This is a genomic window from Microcystis sp. M079S1, from assembly GCF_020246425.1.
In the GTDB taxonomy this organism is placed as follows: domain Bacteria; phylum Cyanobacteriota; class Cyanobacteriia; order Cyanobacteriales; family Microcystaceae; genus Microcystis; species Microcystis aeruginosa.
Genome location: NZ_JADBSZ010000335.1, coordinates 1 through 20,772 on the forward strand (window position 1 = coordinate 1; position 20,772 = coordinate 20,772).

At 41.2% G+C, this 20,772-nt stretch carries 19 protein-coding genes and 3 pseudogenes; 13 read left to right on the forward strand and 9 right to left on the reverse strand.

All coding sequences use genetic code 11. The features are described from left to right. From IM456_RS21485 to IM456_RS21495, 3 genes and pseudogenes are all read left to right on the forward strand, one after another. Window positions 1-349, forward strand: a pseudogene (locus tag IM456_RS21485) (hypothetical protein); the annotation flags it as partial. Window positions 350-402: 53 nt separating this feature from the next. Continuing rightward, the gene (gene glnA / locus IM456_RS21490) at window positions 403-1,824 is read left to right on the forward strand and encodes a type I glutamate--ammonia ligase (RefSeq protein ID WP_287694283.1); all 1,422 of its coding nucleotides are present in this window, start codon (window positions 403-405) and stop codon (window positions 1,822-1,824) included. A gap of 350 nt (window positions 1,825-2,174) precedes the next feature. Further along, window positions 2,175-2,582 (forward strand): hypothetical protein, encoded by a 408-nt coding sequence (locus IM456_RS21495; protein ID WP_012265197.1) that lies wholly within the window; start codon window positions 2,175-2,177, stop codon window positions 2,580-2,582. 12 nt (window positions 2,583-2,594) lie between these two features. Here IM456_RS21495 and IM456_RS21500 read toward each other — a convergent pair whose 3' ends face one another. The 4 genes from IM456_RS21500 to petC all read right to left on the reverse strand — a co-directional run bounded on the left by IM456_RS21500 (window position 2,595) and on the right by petC (window position 7,178). Then, window positions 2,595-4,244, reverse strand: a complete 1,650-nt coding sequence (locus IM456_RS21500) for an ABC1 kinase family protein (protein ID WP_149987431.1) — start codon at window positions 4,242-4,244, stop codon at window positions 2,595-2,597. A gap of 169 nt (window positions 4,245-4,413) precedes the next feature. After that, a complete protein-coding gene (locus IM456_RS21505) occupies window positions 4,414-5,475 on the reverse strand; it encodes a mannose-1-phosphate guanylyltransferase (RefSeq protein WP_149987430.1) in 1,062 nt (353 codons plus the stop codon). Window positions 5,476-5,608: 133 nt separating this feature from the next. After that, window positions 5,609-6,595 (reverse strand): cytochrome f, encoded by a 987-nt coding sequence (gene petA / locus IM456_RS21510; protein ID WP_012265194.1) that lies wholly within the window; start codon window positions 6,593-6,595, stop codon window positions 5,609-5,611. A 43-nt stretch (window positions 6,596-6,638) separates the two neighbouring features. Further along, window positions 6,639-7,178 (reverse strand): cytochrome b6-f complex iron-sulfur subunit, encoded by a 540-nt coding sequence (gene petC / locus IM456_RS21515; RefSeq protein WP_061432350.1) that lies wholly within the window; start codon window positions 7,176-7,178, stop codon window positions 6,639-6,641. Between the two features lie 302 nt (window positions 7,179-7,480). On the opposite strand from petC, the gene IM456_RS21520 reads away from it, so the two are divergent. The 8 genes from IM456_RS21520 (at window position 7,481) to IM456_RS21555 (ending at window position 12,858) form a co-directional block, all read left to right on the forward strand. Then, the gene (locus IM456_RS21520; RefSeq protein ID WP_287694288.1) at window positions 7,481-10,132 is read left to right on the forward strand and encodes an Eco57I restriction-modification methylase domain-containing protein; all 2,652 of its coding nucleotides are present in this window, start codon (window positions 7,481-7,483) and stop codon (window positions 10,130-10,132) included. A 9-nt stretch (window positions 10,133-10,141) separates the two neighbouring features. Continuing rightward, entirely contained in the window at window positions 10,142-10,729 is a 588-nt protein-coding gene (locus tag IM456_RS21525) for a hypothetical protein (protein WP_287694290.1), read from the forward strand. A gap of 182 nt (window positions 10,730-10,911) precedes the next feature. Beyond that, window positions 10,912-11,199, forward strand: a complete 288-nt coding sequence (locus IM456_RS21530) for a nucleotidyltransferase family protein (protein WP_002789522.1) — start codon at window positions 10,912-10,914, stop codon at window positions 11,197-11,199. Next, window positions 11,189-11,515, forward strand: coding sequence for a HepT-like ribonuclease domain-containing protein (locus IM456_RS21535; RefSeq protein WP_287694293.1), 327 nt, complete (start codon window positions 11,189-11,191; stop codon window positions 11,513-11,515). Before IM456_RS21530 ends, IM456_RS21535 begins: the two co-directional genes overlap by 11 nt. Before the next feature lie 152 nt (window positions 11,516-11,667). Next, a complete protein-coding gene (locus IM456_RS21540; RefSeq protein WP_287694295.1) occupies window positions 11,668-11,964 on the forward strand; it encodes a nucleotidyltransferase family protein in 297 nt (98 codons plus the stop codon). Beyond that, entirely contained in the window at window positions 11,948-12,286 is a 339-nt protein-coding gene (locus IM456_RS21545) for a HepT-like ribonuclease domain-containing protein (protein WP_287694297.1), read from the forward strand. Before IM456_RS21540 ends, IM456_RS21545 begins: the two co-directional genes overlap by 17 nt. A 58-nt stretch (window positions 12,287-12,344) precedes the next feature. After that, window positions 12,345-12,581, forward strand: a complete 237-nt coding sequence (locus IM456_RS21550; protein ID WP_002754695.1) for a type II toxin-antitoxin system RelN family antitoxin — start codon at window positions 12,345-12,347, stop codon at window positions 12,579-12,581. After that, on the forward strand, window positions 12,574-12,858 hold the full coding sequence (locus tag IM456_RS21555; RefSeq protein ID WP_149987426.1) for a type II toxin-antitoxin system RelE/ParE family toxin: 285 nt from the start codon (window positions 12,574-12,576) through the stop codon (window positions 12,856-12,858). The genes IM456_RS21550 and IM456_RS21555 overlap by 8 nt, the downstream gene beginning before the upstream one ends. A gap of 408 nt (window positions 12,859-13,266) precedes the next feature. Here the strand turns inward: IM456_RS21555 and IM456_RS21560 are convergent. Continuing rightward, window positions 13,267-13,583 (reverse strand): annotated as a pseudogene (locus IM456_RS21560) (IS4 family transposase); the annotation flags it as partial. Between the two features lie 173 nt (window positions 13,584-13,756). Here IM456_RS21560 and IM456_RS21565 point away from each other — a divergent pair. Next, complete coding sequence (locus IM456_RS21565; RefSeq protein WP_149987424.1) at window positions 13,757-14,467, forward strand: hypothetical protein; 711 nt, start codon at window positions 13,757-13,759, stop codon at window positions 14,465-14,467. A 478-nt stretch (window positions 14,468-14,945) separates the two neighbouring features. Continuing rightward, a pseudogene (locus IM456_RS23625) lies at window positions 14,946-15,391 on the forward strand (IS1634 family transposase); the annotation flags it as partial. A gap of 71 nt (window positions 15,392-15,462) precedes the next feature. Here the strand turns inward: IM456_RS23625 and IM456_RS21575 are convergent. The 4 genes from IM456_RS21575 to IM456_RS21590 form a co-directional block, all read right to left on the reverse strand. Next, window positions 15,463-16,731, reverse strand: coding sequence for a glycosyltransferase (locus IM456_RS21575; RefSeq protein WP_287694301.1), 1,269 nt, complete (start codon window positions 16,729-16,731; stop codon window positions 15,463-15,465). Continuing rightward, entirely contained in the window at window positions 16,731-18,473 is a 1,743-nt protein-coding gene (locus IM456_RS21580) for an ABC transporter substrate-binding protein (RefSeq protein ID WP_287694303.1), read from the reverse strand. Before IM456_RS21580 ends, IM456_RS21575 begins: the two co-directional genes overlap by 1 nt. Before the next feature lie 198 nt (window positions 18,474-18,671). Further along, window positions 18,672-19,811 carry a citrate synthase gene (locus IM456_RS21585; protein WP_079207318.1) on the reverse strand — a complete coding sequence of 380 codons (1,140 nt, stop codon included), beginning with the start codon at window positions 19,809-19,811 and terminating at the stop codon, window positions 18,672-18,674. A gap of 288 nt (window positions 19,812-20,099) precedes the next feature. After that, a partial coding sequence (locus IM456_RS21590; protein WP_287694307.1) for a Uma2 family endonuclease occupies window positions 20,100-20,772 on the reverse strand: 673 nt, incomplete at its 5' end.

Here is a 20,772-nt window from a genome sequence, read left to right on the forward strand (position 1 = left end):
AAGGGACTTGCGCTTTGATAATGTACCTTTTGGGCGAACGCAGTTCGCCCCTACATTGTGGACAAAATCCGTTACTGTAGGGGCGCAAAGCTTGCGCCCTCCGATCGATTGGGATATTATTCCCACGCAAGTCCCTAAGCTTTTGAGTGAGCAGAAAATCTCTAGACGGCAAATGTTTGCAGAAGCGAACGCGAACCTGCTTGAGGTATGGCAAGGAGCAGTAGAGGCTGATGGGCAAATCGCCATTCGGAGCAATTACCGACCTGAACAAGGAAATTACAGATTTTTTCAAGCTAGGATTAAAGATTTTGTATCGAAAAATACAAAACCGGCCAAAGTGACTGTTTAGGATGGATTTTTTGAGAAGCTTAAGAACCGATCCATACGTCAAAGGAGTTTTCCATGCCCGAAACGCCACAAGAAGTCTTGAAAATGATTCAGGACAACAATATTAAGATTATCGACCTGAAATTTATTGATATGCCGGGTATTTGGCAACATTGCTCGTTCTACTACGATCAAATCGATGAAAGCTCTTTCAGCGATGGTGTTGCCTTCGATGGTTCCAGTATTCGCGGTTGGAAAGCAATTAACGAATCCGATATGGCCATGGTTCCCGATCCCAGCACTGCTTGGATCGATCCCTTCTACAAAGAACCTACCCTAAGCATGATCTGTAGCATCAAAGAACCGAGAACCGGTGAATGGTATAGCCGCGATCCTCGCTCTATTGCTCAGAAAGCGATCGATTATCTTAGCAGCACCGGTTTAGGTGATACCGTATTTTTTGGACCGGAAGCGGAATTTTTCCTCTTTGATAGCGCTCGTTTCGACCAAACCGCCAACGCAGGCTATTACTATATGGATAGTGTCGAAGGTCGTTGGAATAGCGGTAAAGACGAAAAAGAGGGAAATCTTGCCTATAAACCCGCCTACAAACAGGGTTATTTCCCCGTTAGTCCCACCGATACCTCTCAAGATATTCGCACGGAAATGCTCTTAACCATGGCCGACTGCGGAGTTCCCATCGAAAAACATCACCATGAAGTCGCCACTGGTGGTCAAAACGAGTTAGGGATTAAATTCTCTACCCTAGTACGGGCCGCCGACTACTTGATGACCTACAAATACTGCATCAAGAACGTGGCCAAGAAATACGGTAAAACCGTCACCTTTATGCCCAAACCCATCTTTGGTGATAACGGTTCCGGGATGCACGTTCACCAGTCCATCTGGAAAGATGGTCAACCCCTGTTCGCCGGGGATAAATACGCCGGACTTAGCCAAATGGCACTGCACTACATCGGCGGTTTGCTTAGACACGCTCCCGCGCTCTTAGCTTTAACTAACCCCACCACCAACTCTTACAAGCGTCTCGTCCCCGGTTTTGAGGCCCCTGTAAACCTGGCCTACTCCCAAGGTAATCGCTCCGCTTCGATTCGGATTCCTTTATCGGGAAGCAACCCGAAAGCCAAACGTTTAGAATTCCGTTGTCCTGATGCCACTTCTAACCCCTACCTCGCTTTTGCCGCTATGCTCTGTGCCGGTATCGATGGGATTAAAAATCAAATTGAACCGGGGGAACCTCTCGATGTGGATATCTACGAACTCAGCCCCGAAGAATTGTCAAAAATACCCTCTACCCCCGGTTCTCTAGAAGCAGCTCTGGAAAGTCTCGAAAAAGATCACGCTTTCTTGACCGATTCTGGTGTCTTTACCGAAGACTTTATCCAAAACTGGATCACCTACAAACTCGATAACGAAGTTAACCCGATGCGCTTACGTCCTCACCCCTACGAGTTCTCTCTCTACTACGATGTCTAAGGTTTGATTGACCAATCATTAATACTAGGGGAGGCTTTTGTCTGCCCTTTTTTTTCCGAATCAGCAAGTCAGTCCCGATGAAAAAATTTTCACCACCGCAGATGAAAGAGGTTTCCTTCCCCACACCCCAACCCCCAGGAAAAACTTTTTGCCGCAAACCCTAGTATAATCCCTTGCTGCCAATTAAGTAGGGAGGCACAATTATTTGTAGGATGGGTTAGCGGTAGCGTAACATAATCGGGCGTTGGGTTTCATGCTTCAACCCAACCTACGTTCATCTTATATTTAATTCCACCCACCCACTTAGCATAAAATAGGATTAATTGACCAGAATTTTGGGGCGATAGTTTATGGAACGCGGGTTATTGTGGACACCTTTATTAATTCTATTTATTTGGTTGGCTTGGAGTGGTTGGAATGAATACCAAAAAGTGGAAATCTATCGATCATGGGCGGAAAACTTCGAGCGAGCTAAGTATGATATATATTCTGTCTTAGGTCAAAAAGATAAAATTATCACTTGGGGAAAGCCAACTCGTAAGGGAGTCATAAATTTACAAACTTTTTCCCTAGAGGAGGTCAAAGAAATCCGTCTGTTAGTTAATAATCAAGTGGTGGATTTAGATGCTCTTCCCCCCCAAGGTTCCCCTTGCCTAGAATTTATTTTTAAAGAGCGATCGCCTGAAAGAATTCCCTTTACTGAAGTTGAATTAGCCAGTCGGTGGGCGAAATTTTTACAACAACAAATCTTAATTTAATGGCGATAATTTCTAGCGCAATCTTCCTGATCGCAGGATACCGACAACTAACCATAAACCGATTAAACTAGCTGTAGCAAATAATACGGTACTAATAATAGTTAATTGCCGAGATTGGGCGCTGGCTGTTACAATGGCAGCCCCGATAATTAAGGAACCAATAATCACACTAAAAGCTAGTCGATTGGCGGAATTATCTAAACTGCGACGGAGATTATCTAAGTCGCGAATTTTCAGATTAACATTCAAAGTTTCCGAGGTTAAACCATCTAGTAAAACTTCGATTTGACGGGGATATTTCAGGGAAAAAGATTTCAAGTCTAAAACTGTTCTTAGGGCAGTTTGTAGGGGAGTGCTACCGATTAACTGTTGTTCAAGAATATTAGTTAATAGCGGTTTGACTTCTTCTAGGATATTAATATCAGGATTAAATTTTCGGGCAGTTCCTTCTAGATTAGCGAGACTTTTGGCAAATAAACCTAAATTACCCGGAAGTTTAATTCTATTGCGACGGGCAATTTGCAAAAGTTCATAAACCACCTCACTAAAGTTAATTTGATTTAAATTGAGGTTATAATATTTTCGCAACATCCGCTCATAATCCACCTCTAATTGTACTAAAGTAATCGGCACCACTGACTCGGACAGTTTAATAGTTAGTTGACTGCATCTTTTGGCATCTAAGTCAACAATTGCCAATAACAATTCTGTTAAAATTTGTTGAGTTTGTGGGTCTAATCTGCCCACCATGCCACAGTCAATTAAAGCCACTCTACCATCGTCAAGATAGAAAATATTACCCGGGTGAGGATCGGCATGAAAGAAGCCATCAATATAAATTTGTTGAAAAAATGACCGAAACAAAATCCTAGTTATTTCGCTTTTTCTTTGGGAAATTGCTTGCTCAGTTGCTGGTCTAGAAACATCGGCATCTAAAATTTGTTTTCCCTCTAACCATTCTAACACTAATAGCTTGGAATTAGTTAAGTGCCAATAAATTTTAGGAATAACTAACTGTTTTGGTTCTGACCACCGACTCTGGGTTAAATTATAGCGTAATTGGTCAGTATAATGACCTTCTTGGGTGAAATCTAATTCCGCATTGACTGCTTTAATAAACTCCTCTGCTAAGTTAACAACGTCATAACTTTGACCAAATTCTGTGAAGGCAACTAAATCAGCAATTCCCTTAATTAAGGCACTATCTTGGGCGACAATTTTTTCGATCCCCGGACGCAAGACTTTAATCGCTACTTCCTCCCCGGATAATAAAGTTGCCCGATGAATTTGCCCGATCGATCCTGCGGCGATCGGTTGGGGATTAATATACTTAAATACCTGTTCGATCGGTTTTGCTAACTGTTCGGTGATGACTATTTCTATATCTGTCCAAGCAACGGGAGGAACTTGCGCTTGTAGGGCAGTTAAAGCCTCGATATAATTAGCGGGTAGCAGATCGGGACGGGTACTAAGTAACTGTCCCAATTTGACATAAAAAGGCCCCAATTCCACAAGGATTTTTTTGAGAACTTCTGGGGTGGGAATCTGGGGATTTTCTGTTTTTCCTAGGGTTAAAACCCCGCGCATATAGTCCCAACCGTTGCCGAGAACTATCTCAAGGATTTCTTTTTGTCTTTGACTGGTTTGGGGGAGTGAGAACACGGTATTATCAGTTATCAGTTATCAGTTATCAGTTATCAGTGGGTAAGTTACCAGTGATCAGATTTGAGTTTTAAGTTAGCAGTATTAAATAAAAGTTTCCTACTGTCTTTTCAATGATTACTGTTTACTGATCACTGATTACTGAAAAAGCTGGTAACTAATATCAATCCTATAACAATTTCTCCAATTTGGGATCGGTTTGTAATTGTTTGAGAACTTGTTTAATATCTTGGGTACGATCTTTGTGGACAACGAGAGTCGCTTTACCGTCGCGAACAATTACCAGATCTTTTAAACCAATAGTAACGATCACTTCTTCCTCATCACTAGCATAGATAATAGCCCCCTCCGTATCCAAACCGACATGATTGGCCAGTTCAATATTTTTGCCCTTTGCTTCTAGTAATCTTTCCAGAGAATTCCAATCTCCCAGATCATCCCAACCGAAATTAGCGGGTAAAACGTAAGCGAGTTGGGTTTTTTCCATCAAAGCATAATCGATACTTTTTTTCTCTAAATCCTCATAGGCAGCGATGCCCCGATCGATCAGAGGTTGTAAAATATTATTAGCGTGGGTTTTTAGCTCCTCTAAAACCACTTGTCCCTGAAAGATAAACATTCCGCTATTCCAGCTAAAAAGTCCCGTTTCTAGGAATTTTTCGGCCGTGGTGCGATCGGGTTTTTCCGTAAAACGACTAACTTTATAGACGGGTAAACCATTAAATTCGCCTTGATTTTCTCCCTGTTCGATATAACCGTAACCGGTGGAGGGATAATCGGGTTTAATCCCTAAAGTAACGATCGCTTTTTGGCTGACGGCCACTTCTACGGCCGCTTTTAAAGTGTTAATATAAGCCTCTTGATCACCAATATAATGATCGGCAGGAAAAAAACCGATCGCCACTTCTTTACCATAACGTTTTATCACTTCTAAGGTGGCCCAAGTCACAGCCGGGGCCGTATCCTTGCCCACCGGTTCCACTAATAGGTTACTCTCCGGTAAATCGGGCAGTTGTTCGCGGACACCATCAGCGATCGCACTAGCGGTAATTACCCAGAGATTTTCCCAACCTGCCGCTAAAGATAATAGACGATCGGCCGTTGCTTGTAAAAGACTGCGACCACTACCATCAAGACAGAGAAACTGTTTCGGACGCGCTAGACGACTGAGGGGCCAAAAACGTTCCCCTTTACCCCCGGCGAGAATGACTGGAACAAGCGACTGATTCATAAAAAATTGACACTTATCGGTTAAGCTGAACCGATTGTATCAGACGGCAGCGAGGGGTGAGCATTTTCCTGAATCAAAGCTAAAAAGCGGGCAAATAACCCGCTTTTTAGCAAAAATAACCGAAATATTGCGATTAGAAATTCATTTCGGCCGCTTGTACTGTTTCCACTTGTTTTTTCTTAATAACTAAGAGGATTTGGCAGAGCATAATACCACCGAGGAATAAAACTAATCCTTTGATCCGGCCGGGATTTTGCAGGACAACTTCCGTATCTTTTTGACCAAAACCGCCGACATTGGGGTTACTGGTTAAAAATTGTCCCACTTCGATCGCTTGACCTTCCGAGACGATTAACTCAGGACCTGCGGGAATATTTTCCACCACGGGGCCAGCTTCGGAAGTGATGGTGACTTCATAACCACCGGCTTCGGTTTTGCTGATCTGGCTAATTGTACCTGCGGTAGAAGCTTTGAAGGCGTTATTATTACTCGGTTCACCGGTGGGGTACACTTGACCGCGACCGCGATTGGCCCCTAAATGCACAGCATATTTACCGAAGTGAATACCCTTATTTTGGCTAGGATCGGGGGCCAGGACGGGGAAAACGATTTCTTTGTATTGATCACCGGGTAAGGGGCCGACGATAACCACGTTATCTTGACCTTCTTTGTAGGATTGGAAATAGACTCCACCGAGTTTTTCCTGCATTTCTTCGGGAATGCGATCGGGGGGCGCGATTTTAAAACCATCCGGTAGCATTAAGACTGCACCGACGTTTAAACCCCCCTTCGATCCGTCTCCTAACACCTGTTGACTGGCGGGATCGTAGGGGATTTTTACCACTGCTTCAAAGACGCTATCGGGTAATACCGAGTGGGGGATTTCAATTTCGGCGGGTTTTTGGGCTAAATGGCAGTTCGCACAGACAATCCGACCGGTTGCTTCTCTGGGGGTTTCCGGGGCGGTTTGTTGCGCCCAAAAAGGATATGCTTGGGCAGATTGGGGGTTAATGACATCGCTGGTTAGGAGTAGGGAAACGGTAGCGATCGCCACGAGGACGGCTTTCACTAGGGCCTGTCTGTGGACTTGCGGGAAGCTTAAAAAGTTGAATGTTCTCATCTCTATCGGTTAAATAATTCCAAATCTCGTCACATTGAATAATCTAGGACCACCAGGGTTCTTCGCCGGTGCGGAAGTCGGTTTCCGTCCAAGTGGAGAAGACGACTTTATCATTATCGGTGACGTTGGCATGGGCGAGGGCTAAGGATAGAGGCGCTGGACCGCGAACTACTTTTCCTTCGGCATTGTACTGGGAACCGTGGCAAGGACACATGAATTTTTCTTCGCTGGCATTCCATGGCACCACACAACCTAAGTGGGTACAGACGGCGTTAATTCCGTAGTTGGCTAGGGTTTTGTCCTCTTGGACGACTAAATAGGTGGGGTCGCCTTTTAAACCTTGGGCTAAGGTGCGATCGCCAGGGTTATGGGTGGTCAGAAATTGACTGACAATCACATCATTGCCTAGGGCATCTTTTGCGGTGACACCGCCACCCGTACCACCGGCCGAGGGGGGAATAAAATACTTAACAATCGGATACAAAGCCCCCGCCGCTACTCCGGTAATTGTACCAAAGGTCAACAGGTTCATAAATTGACGACGACCCAAATCGGGAACATCTGTACCGGAAACTTGACTCATTGCTCCTTATCTCCAAATGTAAATTTTTGTAAACTAATTCTCATCTAAGGGCGATTTTGTGCATCTCGATCAAGACGAAAACCCAGAGCTTAAAGAAGGTTTACAAGGGCTGTATTAGATTATTACAGATATTGAGTCACGGACAATTGCCACGGCAAAGCTGCCCCAAATGCGATCGCCATTAACGGTCATCAAAGAAATGACCATAACAACCTAGTCAAAATACTTTTCTAATTCTGCCTGAGTATGATACATTTGTTTGATGGAGATATAAAGTTTCGATAGCAAGGATAATCGTTGTCATGGTACAAAATCTTTACAGTATAGTAATGGAACTGACAGCACCATCGTCATCGACATTGCTGACTGTAGATCGTACTAGGAAAATACTTAATGATTTTGCCTATAATTTTGAATGGACACCCAGTGATAGCTTAGATATTCCATCAACGAATGATTTTGCCAATGCTCATCTTATTGTTGAACATGGATTAGAACATCAGGCTGTTATTACTTTTTTGAAAAGACCCTATGCCGACCTTAATTATACTCAGAAAAAAAATCTTTTGGGCATTTCCTATAATAATTTACTTGACTGGCATATTCAAGTTGAATCCGAGAAAATCCTTTATGTTTTTAACAGATGTAGCCCAGAAAAAATTGCAAAATCATATCCAATTTCTCGCGAAAATTTAGACAATCTCAGAAGCGGAGTATTTGAAGCCATTTCAGGGCAACGCCATCATCCTAATCTTCCTGCTTTGGATGATGCTTTGATTGAAACGATTTCATTCTGGAAGCGAAATCTATATGCCGAAATGGAAGAAAATATATCTAATCAACAGTTTTCGGCTTTGTTTAATGCTATTATTTTTACGAGAGCCGTTGAAGATAATTATCGCCGCTCATATCCCCAAAGGTATGACGAATTTTCTAATTCAAATACCCTATTTGAAACCTTCTTAAAAAATAACAGCAATTCCTTAACCATTCGAGAGTCAATTCTTAAAACTCTTGAAGATTTTGGACAAACTAACATACCTGAGTATTTAATTGATCGCTCCTTACTCAGTGCTTTTGATAGTTTAAATACTCAAACTGTGAAAGCTTTGCTGCAGGATTTTTATAGAATTAAATCTGCAAGACCTTACGAATATGATTTTTCTCTCATTTCTAAACACGCTCTTAGTCGAATTTATGAAAGATATACCAGTATTTTAAGAGTTGAAGAATCCGATCAACTAAGCTTATTTCCCCCCCTACCAACAGAGCAGAGAAATAAAGCTTATGGAAGTATTTATACTCCTCAATTTATTGCGAGGTTTTTTGCTCGGTATCTACGGGAACAAATGCCTCCCATTGAATTTCAACAATTAAAAACGTTAGAACCTGCTATCGGTTCAGGAATCTTTGTAAGAACTTTATTAGAAATTCAGTGTGATCCTATGCAGGGAGAAGTTACAACTGAATTGATTCAATCGGCTTTTCAGAATGTTTTTGGATTGGATGTTGATCCTAATGCTTGTCAAGCGGCACTTTTATCTCTTTCACTTCTTCACTTAGTTTTGACAGATCAATTACCGTCACAATTATCCATTGAAACAGCAGAGTCAATTCAATACTATCAAGATCATCCCGAATTAAAAGAGAGTTTTAGTGCAGTTATTACTAATCCCCCCTTTGTTGCTTTGTCGGATCAAACAGAAGCAATGAGAAAAAGAATTGCACAATTTATGGGAGATGATGGAAGGGGAAGAATTGATTTATCTTTAGCTTTTATCAAAATAGCATTAGAAGTATTAAAACCCGGTGGTTATGGATTATTTGTTTTACCTCATAAATTTCTTTTGTCAGAAAGTGATGCTAAAATTCGTCAACGCATCACCCGAGAAGCTTGGATTCGTTGCTTAGTTGATCTATCTGCTATCCCAATTTTTGGTCAAGTAGATACTTACATTGTTCTTCTCATTTTTCAGAAGCGATTTAATGTACAACCAGAACCTTTAGCGACGATTTCTCATTGTCAAGAATTAGTGGGACGTGCTTTACAAGATGTTGTAGAAGGAAGGGAAGTAGAAAGTCAATTTTACAGTGTTTTTAAAGTTCCTCAAAATGCTTTTAATGGGGAAGACTGGGTGATCAAACCTCCTTCAATTGCTCGAATTCAACAAAAGCTAGAAACTTTACCAAAACTTTCGGAGTTTATGAATATTGGACAGGGTGTGGCAACAGGTCATAACAAGGTTTTTATTATGCCTAAGTCTCATATTCCTAAAGGAGAGGAAGCTATTTTTATTCCTTATTTATCTGATCGAGAAATGGAAGTTTATACTACTCCTCAGAAAGTTAGTCAATATCTTTTTTATCCTTATTTTGAGGAAAAATTATTAGAAGAAGATGAGATTAGAAATAAATATCCCAAAACTTGGAAATATTTGTTATTACATCAAGAAACGTTAGAATCTCGTTACGCCGTAAAAAAGGAAAATAAATCATGGTGGCAATTAGCACGACCTAACTGTAAATATTTACTTCAACCTAAAATTATTAGTCCCCATTTATCAATTATGCCTCGTTTTTCCCTTGATCTTGAAGGCAAGTTTGCTGTTATTCGTTCCCCAATTATTTATCCTAAAGATCGTCAACTGGAGAGTGATTTACTGCGGTATTTTGTCGCAATTTTGAATTCTAGTATTTGCTATCGCTATATTTCTGAACATTCGCATAAATATGGTAGTGGTTACTCAATGTTAGAACCAAAAACGCTTTTAAAAACTCCTGTTCCTGATCCAACAAAAGTGTCATCCTTTGATATGTCTCAGCTTTTACGTCTTGTTGATCAGCGTTTTTTAGCATCAGGAAAAGAAGCAATTCAACTTGAAATTGAAATTGATAAAGCTGTCTCTAAGCTTTACGGATTTACTGAAGAAGATTGTTCTATTTATGGTGTATGAATACAAAAGATGAAAATTGAAATAAACTCTCAAGATTTGAAAGAGCGTACTCAATTAATTAAAAAGATGCTAAGGCCACTTGTTTTAAAAAATAATCTATTTGTTCAACCTGTTAGTAAAGGTGACGAATATGTTGCGTCTGTCAGAGATACTTATCAATCAACAACGAATCAATATACTGAGAGCCGTTTTAAAACTTTTGTCCCTGACTTACAAGCTACCTATTATGAAAGATGGTATAAAACCTATCAAGGCAAAAAAGAAAAATTTTATCTAGACCGTGCTTATCTTCATTTTTATATCATTGATAAAAACTTACCAGAACCAGCAGAAAAAGAATTTTGTTTACTTCATTGCGATCCTAATGAACCTGATGATGCTGCTCATGCTAAATATAAACAAAGCTTACACCTTCACATTGAATGTTCAGATGCTTCTTGGCCTCATTGTGATGTTTGGCCTCGCGCTCATATTGCACTTAATAATGGATATTTAGGTTATGTCCTCAAAGATATTAATTCTCTAACAAACGCAATGACAGAAGCTATACTTATGCTCAAAGAAGAAGTTTTAGCCGCGGTTAAAATCTTCGATTAGACTTCTTGGATAATTAATTTTTGAGAGTTCAAAAATGAGAAAAATAGGGATGAAGTTGCAAAAAATCTCTAAATAGACCCTTTATTAGAAACCGATGAAGAAACGGCAACTGCTCGGATAAACCAACAATTAGAAAGCTTGGGAGTAAACCTAATCTGATGAACCCAAAAATAAATCTGCCAATGGAACAAATTAAAGGATTTTGTCAAAAGTGGCAAGTCACCGAATTGGCATTATTTGGTTCAGTTTTACGCGAAGATTTCCGTTCAGATAGCGATATTGATATTTTAATTACCTTTTCCCCAACTGCTAAACGAGGTTTAACCGAAACCCTACAAATGCGCGATGAACTGCAAGCAATTTTTGATCGAAAAGTAGATTTAATTGTGAAAGCAGCACTCAAACGGAGTGATAACTGGCTAAGATGTAAAAACATTTTAGAATCAGCACAGATTATATATGCTTCGTGATCAAGAATCTCTAATCGACATTGTAAATTCTATTAGACGTATTTTGCGCTATACCGATGGTATCGGTAAATCAGAATTGGAAAACAATGATGAAAAATTGTCTGCCATCCTCTACCAAATTACCATTATTGGTGAAGCGACTAAACGTCTTTCTGTAATCTTCCGTCAACAACATCAAGAAATTCCTTGGCGAGAAATGGCTGGAATGCGAGATGTCATTGTTCATAAATACGATCAGCTTGATTTGGATGTGGTATGGGACATAGTTGAAAATAAATTAACAGAACTTTTGAAAGCGATCGCACCTTTACTCTAAGAGTACTTTAAAAGCAAAATCCAAACAACTCTTAGAAATTGCTAAAATAGGAGTATAAAAAGCGATAGAAACCGAGGAAGAAACGGCAACCGCTTGGATAAACCAACAACTAGAAAGCTTGGAAGTCAAACTAATTTGATCAACACGAAAATATGAAAATTTCTCAAGAAAAACTCTCACAACTTTGTCAACATTGGCATATTCATAAACTTTCCTTATTTGGTTCAGTTTTACGAGATGATTTCACGGCAGATAGTGATATTGATATGCTCGTTGAGTTTGAACTTGGTTTTACCCCCAGTTTTTTCAAACTTCATCAAATTCAAGAAGAATTATCTCAATTATTTGATGGACGTACTATTGATCTCGTTACCATCAAATCTCTTAATCATCATATTCGTGAGCGTGTTTTAGCAACAGCAGAGGTGTGTTATGTCGCAGAAAGATAATCAAGTGTATGTTGAACACATGATTGACACAGCAAATAAAGCACTTAGCTTTGTAGAAGGTGTCAGTCGAGAAGATTTTGATAATAACGAACTTTTACGGTTATCCCTCACCCATTTATTGCAAATTATCGGAGAGGCAGCGCGTCGTGTATCACCAGACTTTCGAGAGAATTATCCAACAATTCCTTGGCAAGCAGTCGTCGGAATGCGGAGCAAAGTAGTACACGATTACTTAAATGTTGATGAAGATATTGTTTGGAATACCGTTAAAAATGATTTACCACTTTTAGTTAAAGAACTAGAAAAGATTCTGATCAGGTAAAACTTTGGGAAAATTAGCAGCATTTAGATATTGAACTAACCCACTCAAGCAGAGAAACATGAAAGCACTCAAGGTTATGGCAACCATTGATGAACAAGGACAACTCACCCTAGATCATCCTTTAATCATAGACAAAAACAGCCGTGTAGAAGTTATTATTCTTATCCCAGAGGAGGAAACCCAAGATACATCTCAAGCAGAAATTTTAGCAGACTTTCGGCAAGCTTGGCATGAAGCCATGACTGGACAAACCATTCCCGTTTCTCAACTTTGGGAAGGGTTAGAAGATGACTAATCAACCCATAATTCAAGTTTTAGCCTCGGCGACATTCAAGCGAAATCTCCGCACTCTTGCTAAGAAATATCGCAGTATTCGAGATGACATTCAACCTATGATTGAACAACTTGAGCAAGGAGAATTACCTGGTGATCAAATACCTAGTATTGGTTATACTGTCTTCAAGTTGAGAGTCCGAAATAGTGATATTCAAAAAGGCAAAAGTGGGGGATACCGTTTAATTTATTACGTCAAAACTGCAGCAGGAATCATTCTGTTAAGTAGTCGGACATAAATTCTGTTGTCTATCTTAAGAAATGTAAATTGCCGTAATTCTTACTTACTCCTGACTTGAAAGTGGCAAGTGGCAAGTGGCAAGTGGGGAGAATACACAAAAGCTGTCTCCTGTCTCCTGTCTCCTGTCTCCTGTCTCCTGTCTCCTGACTCCTGACTCCTGACTCCTGCCTTAGTAACACAAAATCTCTCCGATGAACAATTAGAACCATTGTTAGAGTTAGCAGTAAAATTACAAAATAACAACCCAAATACACTTAACTTTATTGAACAAATTACCTCTCAAGTTTATCGGCAAAATCGGGTCTAAAACCTCGCCTTAAGGCGAAAAGTTTTTGGAGCGGGGCATAAATCCCCGTTACAAAAACGGCCTCCTGCCCCCTGCCTCCTGCCCCCTGCCTTCGTTAACCCAGAGCATACTGGTATCGAGGGTTAATTCCAGAGCTTCTCCCGACCAGACGCTGAGAAAATGCTTAATTAAGGGAGCATAGAAGGTCTCCGCCCTGATTTTCGGGTTGTGGACAAAGTAGCTCAGTCGTTCTAGGTGACTGCGGGCTTGACAATCCCGATGGCTCAGATAGGCAGCCAATGGCTCAGACAAGCACTTTGGGACTGTAAAATTGCGGCTACTATCTCGGCAAACCCTTGCAGATGCCGTTTATCTTGCGGCTTAATCCATTGACTTAGTTGCTCAAGTAGTTGAAGATAAAGGAGAGAGGCTAACATAGCGATGACTTTCGGTTAGGGAACTTAAGTATCTCATAAAGTTGCTCCTCCTGCCAACGCCCTATATAACTCGGACTCCTTGTCCAGCAAGTCTTTCAGTAGTTTTCTGCACCACTAAGGTCTAGATATGGTGGCTGGGGCGATAAGTAGTTTAGCATTAGTGAAAACTTTGAATGGTTGCGATTATGATGAAATTATTAGGATGTGTAGTCGTTTTTGCAAGTTTACTGAATCTTACACCTGGGATGGCAAATCATTCCCCCCTACAAGTCGCTCAAGCGCCCAGTGATTCTTCGATTCAAGGTTATTGTTTTTCGGTTGCTACTAATGATGGTCTGGATTCTACGGCGAGGATTTATATTCAGGGAAATCAAGTCACGGGTCGGGTAGAAGCTACAATTCAGAATGAACAAGAATCCTATTATACTTCCTATACTCAAACCTTACAAGGAACAAAAAAGGGGAATCAGTTAAACTTAAATATCACGACAAAAATTGAGTTAGATACCCAAAAAACTCAAGAAATCTGGACATTAACTTCAGATTCTTTGAATACGGGACGAGCCGTTTATCAAAAACAACCTTGTTTAGTGTCTCAAATCCGGTTTGCACCCGGAACTAATAGCGCCACCGTTAATCAATCGGTTGTGCGAGGGAGTCGAGATATTTATCTCTTAAGAGCAAATCGAGGACAGAGAATGGATCTGAAAATTACATCGTTAGAAAATAATGCCGTATTTGATGTGATTGCACCGAATGGGGAAATATTGAAAACAGAAGCTACCCAATCTAGTCTAAAATTACCTGCTACTGGAAATTATGAAATAATTGTAGGGGGAACTCGTGGCAATGCCACCTATAAATTAAATGTTAAAATTCAATAAATAGCGGTAGGGGGGCAATGCTTTAAAAAATCCTCCACACTTTGTTTATCTAACCACTGATGACACTCTTGAGCATAACCCACATTCCGCACCCTCAACTGTCACATAAGCTGTCCCCCTCGACAGACTTGAGTAAAAATACTCAGAGAGTGAAGCCTTTCTGGGCATCCGCTAGGGGATATTGAGCTAATAGCTGAACTTCCCCCATACATATCTACTACAATAGCCGAAAACCCTTATCCATCAATGGATACACCCATTAACTTTTCTTAATATACCCATGTAATTTGTAACACTTCTTAATGGATAAGAACTCTCTCTATTTGCTAGAATAGTGCTCATGTATATAGAAAAAGTTCCTAACCGTAATTCCCCCCCCGCCGTTCTTCGACCTGATTCTTACCGAGAAGGGGATCAAGTCAAAAAAAGAACCCTGGCCAACCTCTCAAAATTACCCGATGATATTATCGACAATTTGAAACTGGCTGAGGTAGAAGCGATTCAATTAGGGTTATTTGATCAGGTAAACTTAGTGGAATTTGAGAGTGAAGATTATCCAGACGAAAGATTAATTGCTTGTCGAAATCCCTTAATTGCCCAGAAAAATCAACAACAAAGAGAGGCATTATTAGAAGCATCAGAGAAGGAATTGGATTTGATTGTTCAAGCGACTCAATCTGAATGTGATTAAAGCGAGTCGCAGTGAATCCGCTCAGTCTAAAGAGACAAAAAAACGGAATCAAGAGAACATCCCTGGGCATAGCTTTCGGACTTTATTGGAGGACTTGGGGACAATTTGCTTGAATACAGTAGAATGTACGATTAGAGAGGGAAGTTATCGTTTTTCTAAGATAACTCGACCGACTTCTCTGCAACAATCATGCGTTAGATTTATTAGGGGTTTCCCTGATTTGTACCCAGTAAAGGGGCATCAGAAATTCTCTTAATCCCTCCTACAGCACAGGTTATGGCCTTTTGTCAACGGGGAAGTCCAGTTATACCGATAGGACGGGTTGGCCGGTAGAAATGGCTTTTTCGACGATATCGGCGGCCATTTTCACTCCTCCAGTCTTCTGTAGTGCTTTTTGCATTTTCAGGGCATTTTCTCGGTAACTGGGGAAGGATAAGACCTTTTCAATCGCCTTTCGTAAACGGGGAACTTCTAGACGGGAAATCGGAATCACTTCCCCTGTCCCCGACCATTTTATTCGAGCAGATACCCCCGGTTGGTCGTTAGCGATGGGAATGGCCACCATCGGTACAGCTTGGGCAAGGGATTCTAGGGTAGTATTTAAGCCTGCGTGGGTGATAGTAAGAGAGGATCTGGTTAAAAGCTCTAATTGGGGAGCGTAGGGAACAACTAGGGCGTTTTTTGTCGTTATTTGAATGTTAGAGTCGGTGTTGCCCAAGGATAAAACTAATTGTACCGGCAAATCGGCACAGGCTTCGGCGATCGCATTAAAGGCCGATTGTAGGCGATTTTGAATTGTACCGAGGGAAGCATAAATCAAGGGTTGTCCGGTTAATTTTTCGTAGGGAAAAGGAATCGTTTTTCTGGTGGAGGAATCGTGAAAGGGGCCGGTAAAGTGAAAGTGAGCGGGTAAATTTGACCGAGGAAACTCGAATTCGGCGGGTTGTTGGCTAATTTGAGCAAGGGGGGAATAGCGTTGATTGATGTTTTGATAGGGAATTAACCCCCATTCTTGACGCTGCTGGTTGATTAACTCATTCAGAGGACGAGTCAGAGAGTCAAGGAGTTTATAGCCAATTTTATTGCGAATAACCCCGATAAATGAGGGATTATAGTCCCAAGTGGTCATAAAGGGCGGAATAAGCGGATCACGATTTAAAACCAATGCCCCAGCAAAACTGACAAAGGGAATAGCTAATTTTTCTGCGATTGTACCTCCTGAGGGGGAGACTTGATCGACAATTAGGGCATCAATTCCCAAGCGACGCATCTCTTGAGGGATAGTTTCAAAGAGGGCAGCGGTAGAATTAGTAACTGATTGTACCGTGCGACGGACGGCGGCTTTTCCCTGTAATTGACCAATTTCGGCTAAATTTTTGGCTGATGTGCCTTTCGGATATTGGTCGGGTGCAATTGCCTGAAAATCTAAGCCGGCTGCTTGCACCATTTCTTCACCATCAAGAGTTAAAAAACAGGTAACTTTATGACCGCGTTTTTGTAACTCTTTTCCTAAAGGTAGAAGAGAATAAATATGTCCAGAGGTTGTAGGACAGAGGAAACCAAAATGAGTCATTAAACACCTCCACAGGTTTTCTTTAATTCTTCTAGATTCCAGAATGCACCACCCAAGGCGGAGAATTGTATTCCTTCAAAGCAGTTACGCACGGCCCCCAAAGCGAGGGGATTAACTAGATAAATAAACGGGACGTATTCCTGTTGAAGTTGTTGAATTTCATTATAGATAACTTTGCGCTTCTCAAAGTCTAATTCTTGGGAACCTTTGACGTATAAATCGGCGATTTTTTTCTCCCAATCCGCCGCTTGCCAGCCTTGAATTGGCGGGCTGCCGGGTTGAGGTTGTTGGTTAAAAGCGTGGAGATTTCCATCTACATACCAAATATTGGGGGCGTGGGGTTCATTATCGCCGGTAAAACCTAAAATATGTGCTTCCCAATCTAGACTATTACTTAGTTTATCAACTAAATTGCTAAAAGCGATCGCTTGAAAATCCACTTGAATTCCTATTGCGGCTAAATCATTTTTAATTTGCGCCCCAATAGCTTCCCTGATTTTATTACCCGCATTAGTAATCAGGTTAAATCTAACGGGATTATTATCGGCATCGACTAGCAGATTATCACTATTATACTTAAATCCCGCCTCTAATAATAATTCTTTGGCTTTTTCGGGATTATAATCGTAACCTTTCAGGGTTTTATCGTAAAAAGGAGATTGGATAGAAAGAAAAGAGTTTTGTTCTTGTCCCAATCCTCGATAGATATCATCAATCATTCTTTGACGATTAATGCCGTAGGCAATAGCTTGGCGGAAATTTAAGTTATTAAACCAACGGGATTTAATCGGATCTACTAGGGGTTTTCCGTCGCGTTTTCCTTGATTGAGATTAAAACTGATAAACTGGGTTCCGTAGGCAGGTCCCCCATTAAAAATAGTGAAATTTCCTCTTTCTTCTTCGGTTTTTAATAGGGAGAAAAATTCTGGAGTTACCGCAATAGAATCTAAACTTCCCGAACGAAATTGTAGTAAAGTTGTATCCTGAGATTCAACTATTGCCCAAATTACCGAAGTTATATGAGGTAATTGTTGTCCCTGGGCATCTTTTTTCCAATAGGAAGGGTTATTTTCAAAAATAATCCTTTGTCCCGTTATATATTCTTTTAGTTTATAAGCCCCATTAAAAACAATTTTATCGGGAGGAGTATCTAACCCCCAAGTGGAGAGAAATTCTAACCTACCATCGGGGCTTTTTTTCTGAATAGTTTTTTCTAAAGCGTGTTTAGGTAAAATCGGTGAACTGACAGCATCTAAAAAAGGGGCAAAAGGTTCGGGTAGTTTAAATTCAATTCTGCGATTATCTAGTTTAGTGATAACGGGGAATTCTTTTTTTAATCCTATTCTTAAACTATCGCGGTAGTTGTTAGGAATATCAGGATTTAGATATAAATCTTTATAGGTAAAAACCACGTCATCAACAGTTAAGGGTTGACCATCTGACCATTTTAAACCCTCTCTGATAGTAAAAATAATGCTCAAATTATCATCGGAAATTGTCCAAGATTCTGCTAAGACCGGTTCTTTTTTGCCAGTAATGGGATTTTCTGTTAATAGTCCTTCGTAGGTTAAACCAAAAATATTCGGGGATTCGGCCGATAAAACAGCATTAAAGGTTTTTGGGTCACTTAATACCGATATGACCACTTGATTGCGTCTAACTTGATTACCACAAGCAGTTAGGGAAATCAGCAATAAACAAGAAATTAAAAATACCGTTAATCCCCGCCAAAATTTCACCATAATCTTTAATATTTTTCTGTCCGACTATCTAGAAGTAAAGACCTTGTCTTGCTATATACACCGAAACTGACCAAGCTGAAAGCCACTGGACTGTTTCCTTGCCCCATCAATATAACAGGAAATGAGACAAAAAATCTCGCCTAGGAAAGATTGACAAAGGCGAGAAACCGTGTTTCCATCAAGAATGGGAGATAAAATCTAAGAACGTTGTTCGATCGGTGTATAGGGGACTTCGTGTTCTCCGGTGTAGATTTGGGTAGGACGGAAAATGCGGTTAGTATTTAATTGTTCTTTCCAGTGGGCCAACCAACCGGCCACCCGGGAGATGGCAAAAATCGGGGTAAATAAATCATTGGGGATGCCTAATTTCCGATAGACCAATCCCGAATAGAAATCCACATTAGGATAGATACCTTTTTCGCCGTAGATATCCACCATTGCCTGTTCTAATTCTAGGGCGATATCGTAGTATTCATCGGAACCTAATTCCGCGAATAATTGTTCGGCAAGATTTTGTAAAATCGTCGCCCGGGGATCCTTAACTTTATATACCCGGTGTCCAAAACCCATAACTTTTTGTTTATTGGCGATACATTTTTCCACATAGGGACGAACATTAGCCACCGAACCGATTTCCTCTAACATTAACAATACTTCCTCGTTGGCCCCACCGTGGAGGGGGCCGGCGAGAGTTCCCACTGCTGAAGCGATGACACCGTAGGGGTCGGTTAAAGTGGAGGCCGTCACCATGGCCGAAAAAGTCGAGGCATTCATGGTATGTTCGGCGTGGAGAGTCAAACAGACATCGAAAACTTTCGCCGCTAAATCCGTTGGTCGTCTTTCCGTCAACATATAGAGGAAATTGGCCGCATAATCAAGACTATCGTTGGGCTGAATGGGATGATTACCTTTGCGAATTAATTGAAACGCCGCCACCATGGTGGGGATTTTCGCTAATAGCCGGACTACTGCCTGACGGATATATTCGGGATTATCCAAAGCCCGACGGGCATAGTATAACCCTAAGGCCGCCGCCGAAGTTTGTAGCGCATCCATGGGATGGCCTTTTTCGGGGAAGCATTTCATCATGTCTTCGATACGGTACTTGATGCGTCGATGATAACGGATTTCATCGGCAAATTCTTCCAGTTCCGCCTCCGTGGGCAGAACACCCCAGATAAGGAGATAGGCGGTTTCGAGGAAGGTACTTTTTTCGGCGAGTTCCTCAATCCGAATGCCCCGATACTCTAAGATTCCCTTTTGCCCATCCACAAAGCTGATACTCGATTGGGCGGCGGGAATTCCTTCTAAACCTGGCCGATATTCACAAACTGTCATAGTTCTACTTTCCGTGGCGAAGATTAAGCCCTAACGCTAACTTACTTGATCTTTCCACCCTTACCGAAATTTTATAGAAATTCTTCGGTTCTGCCTCTCCCGTTCAGGATTGGGGAGAAGTGGACGGAAATTACCCCTATTTAGCGATTGCTTCGTCGATTTAGTCAACCCTGCCCTAGCGCATTTTTTCTGGGCTTACTGTTCCGACTCTAGCTAGAGGACTTGATATTTATCTACTTTTATTGTACCGAGACTATCTCGATCGATTGATTCGATCGATAATTTTTTTTAAGTTTCTTCGGGATTAATATTTAACTCCCGCAGTTTTGCCGCCAATCGTTCGGCCCGTTGTCGTTCCGTTTCGGCCCGTTGTCGTTCCGTTTCGGCCCGTTGTCGTTCCGTTTCGGCCCGTTGTCGTTCCGTTTCGGCCCGTTGTCGTTCTTGGTTGTAACTGGTGAAGGGTTGACCATCGGGATAATACAAGAGTAATTCCGGTTCGGCTAATTGAAAACGAATGCCCAAGCGAGGACTTACCCAATTATCGAGATTTTCCAGACTTTCGAGCCGATTTTCCTGACGAATACAGCCACCCAAATCATTTTTATCGGGATTATAAATGTAGTATTCTTCCACACCATAACGGTCATAAAACAGTAGTTTTCTGGTCATTTCCGTTTGGGTATTACCTGGAGAGAGAATTTCAAAAACCACTTGCGGGGGGATATTGTTCTCTTTCCACTGTTGATAGGAACCTCTTTCCCCTTTCGGTCTGCCGAAAGCGACCATCACATCAGGCGCTTGTCGAGTCTTATTATCTCCCTCCACGGGATACCAGAGTAAATCGCCAGCGACAAAAACATCGGCATTATTGGCAAATAACCAGTCTAGATTCGATTTAATCGTCGTAATCCAGCGAAATTGTCTTGTATTATCGGCCATCGGTTTACCATCGCTATCGGGA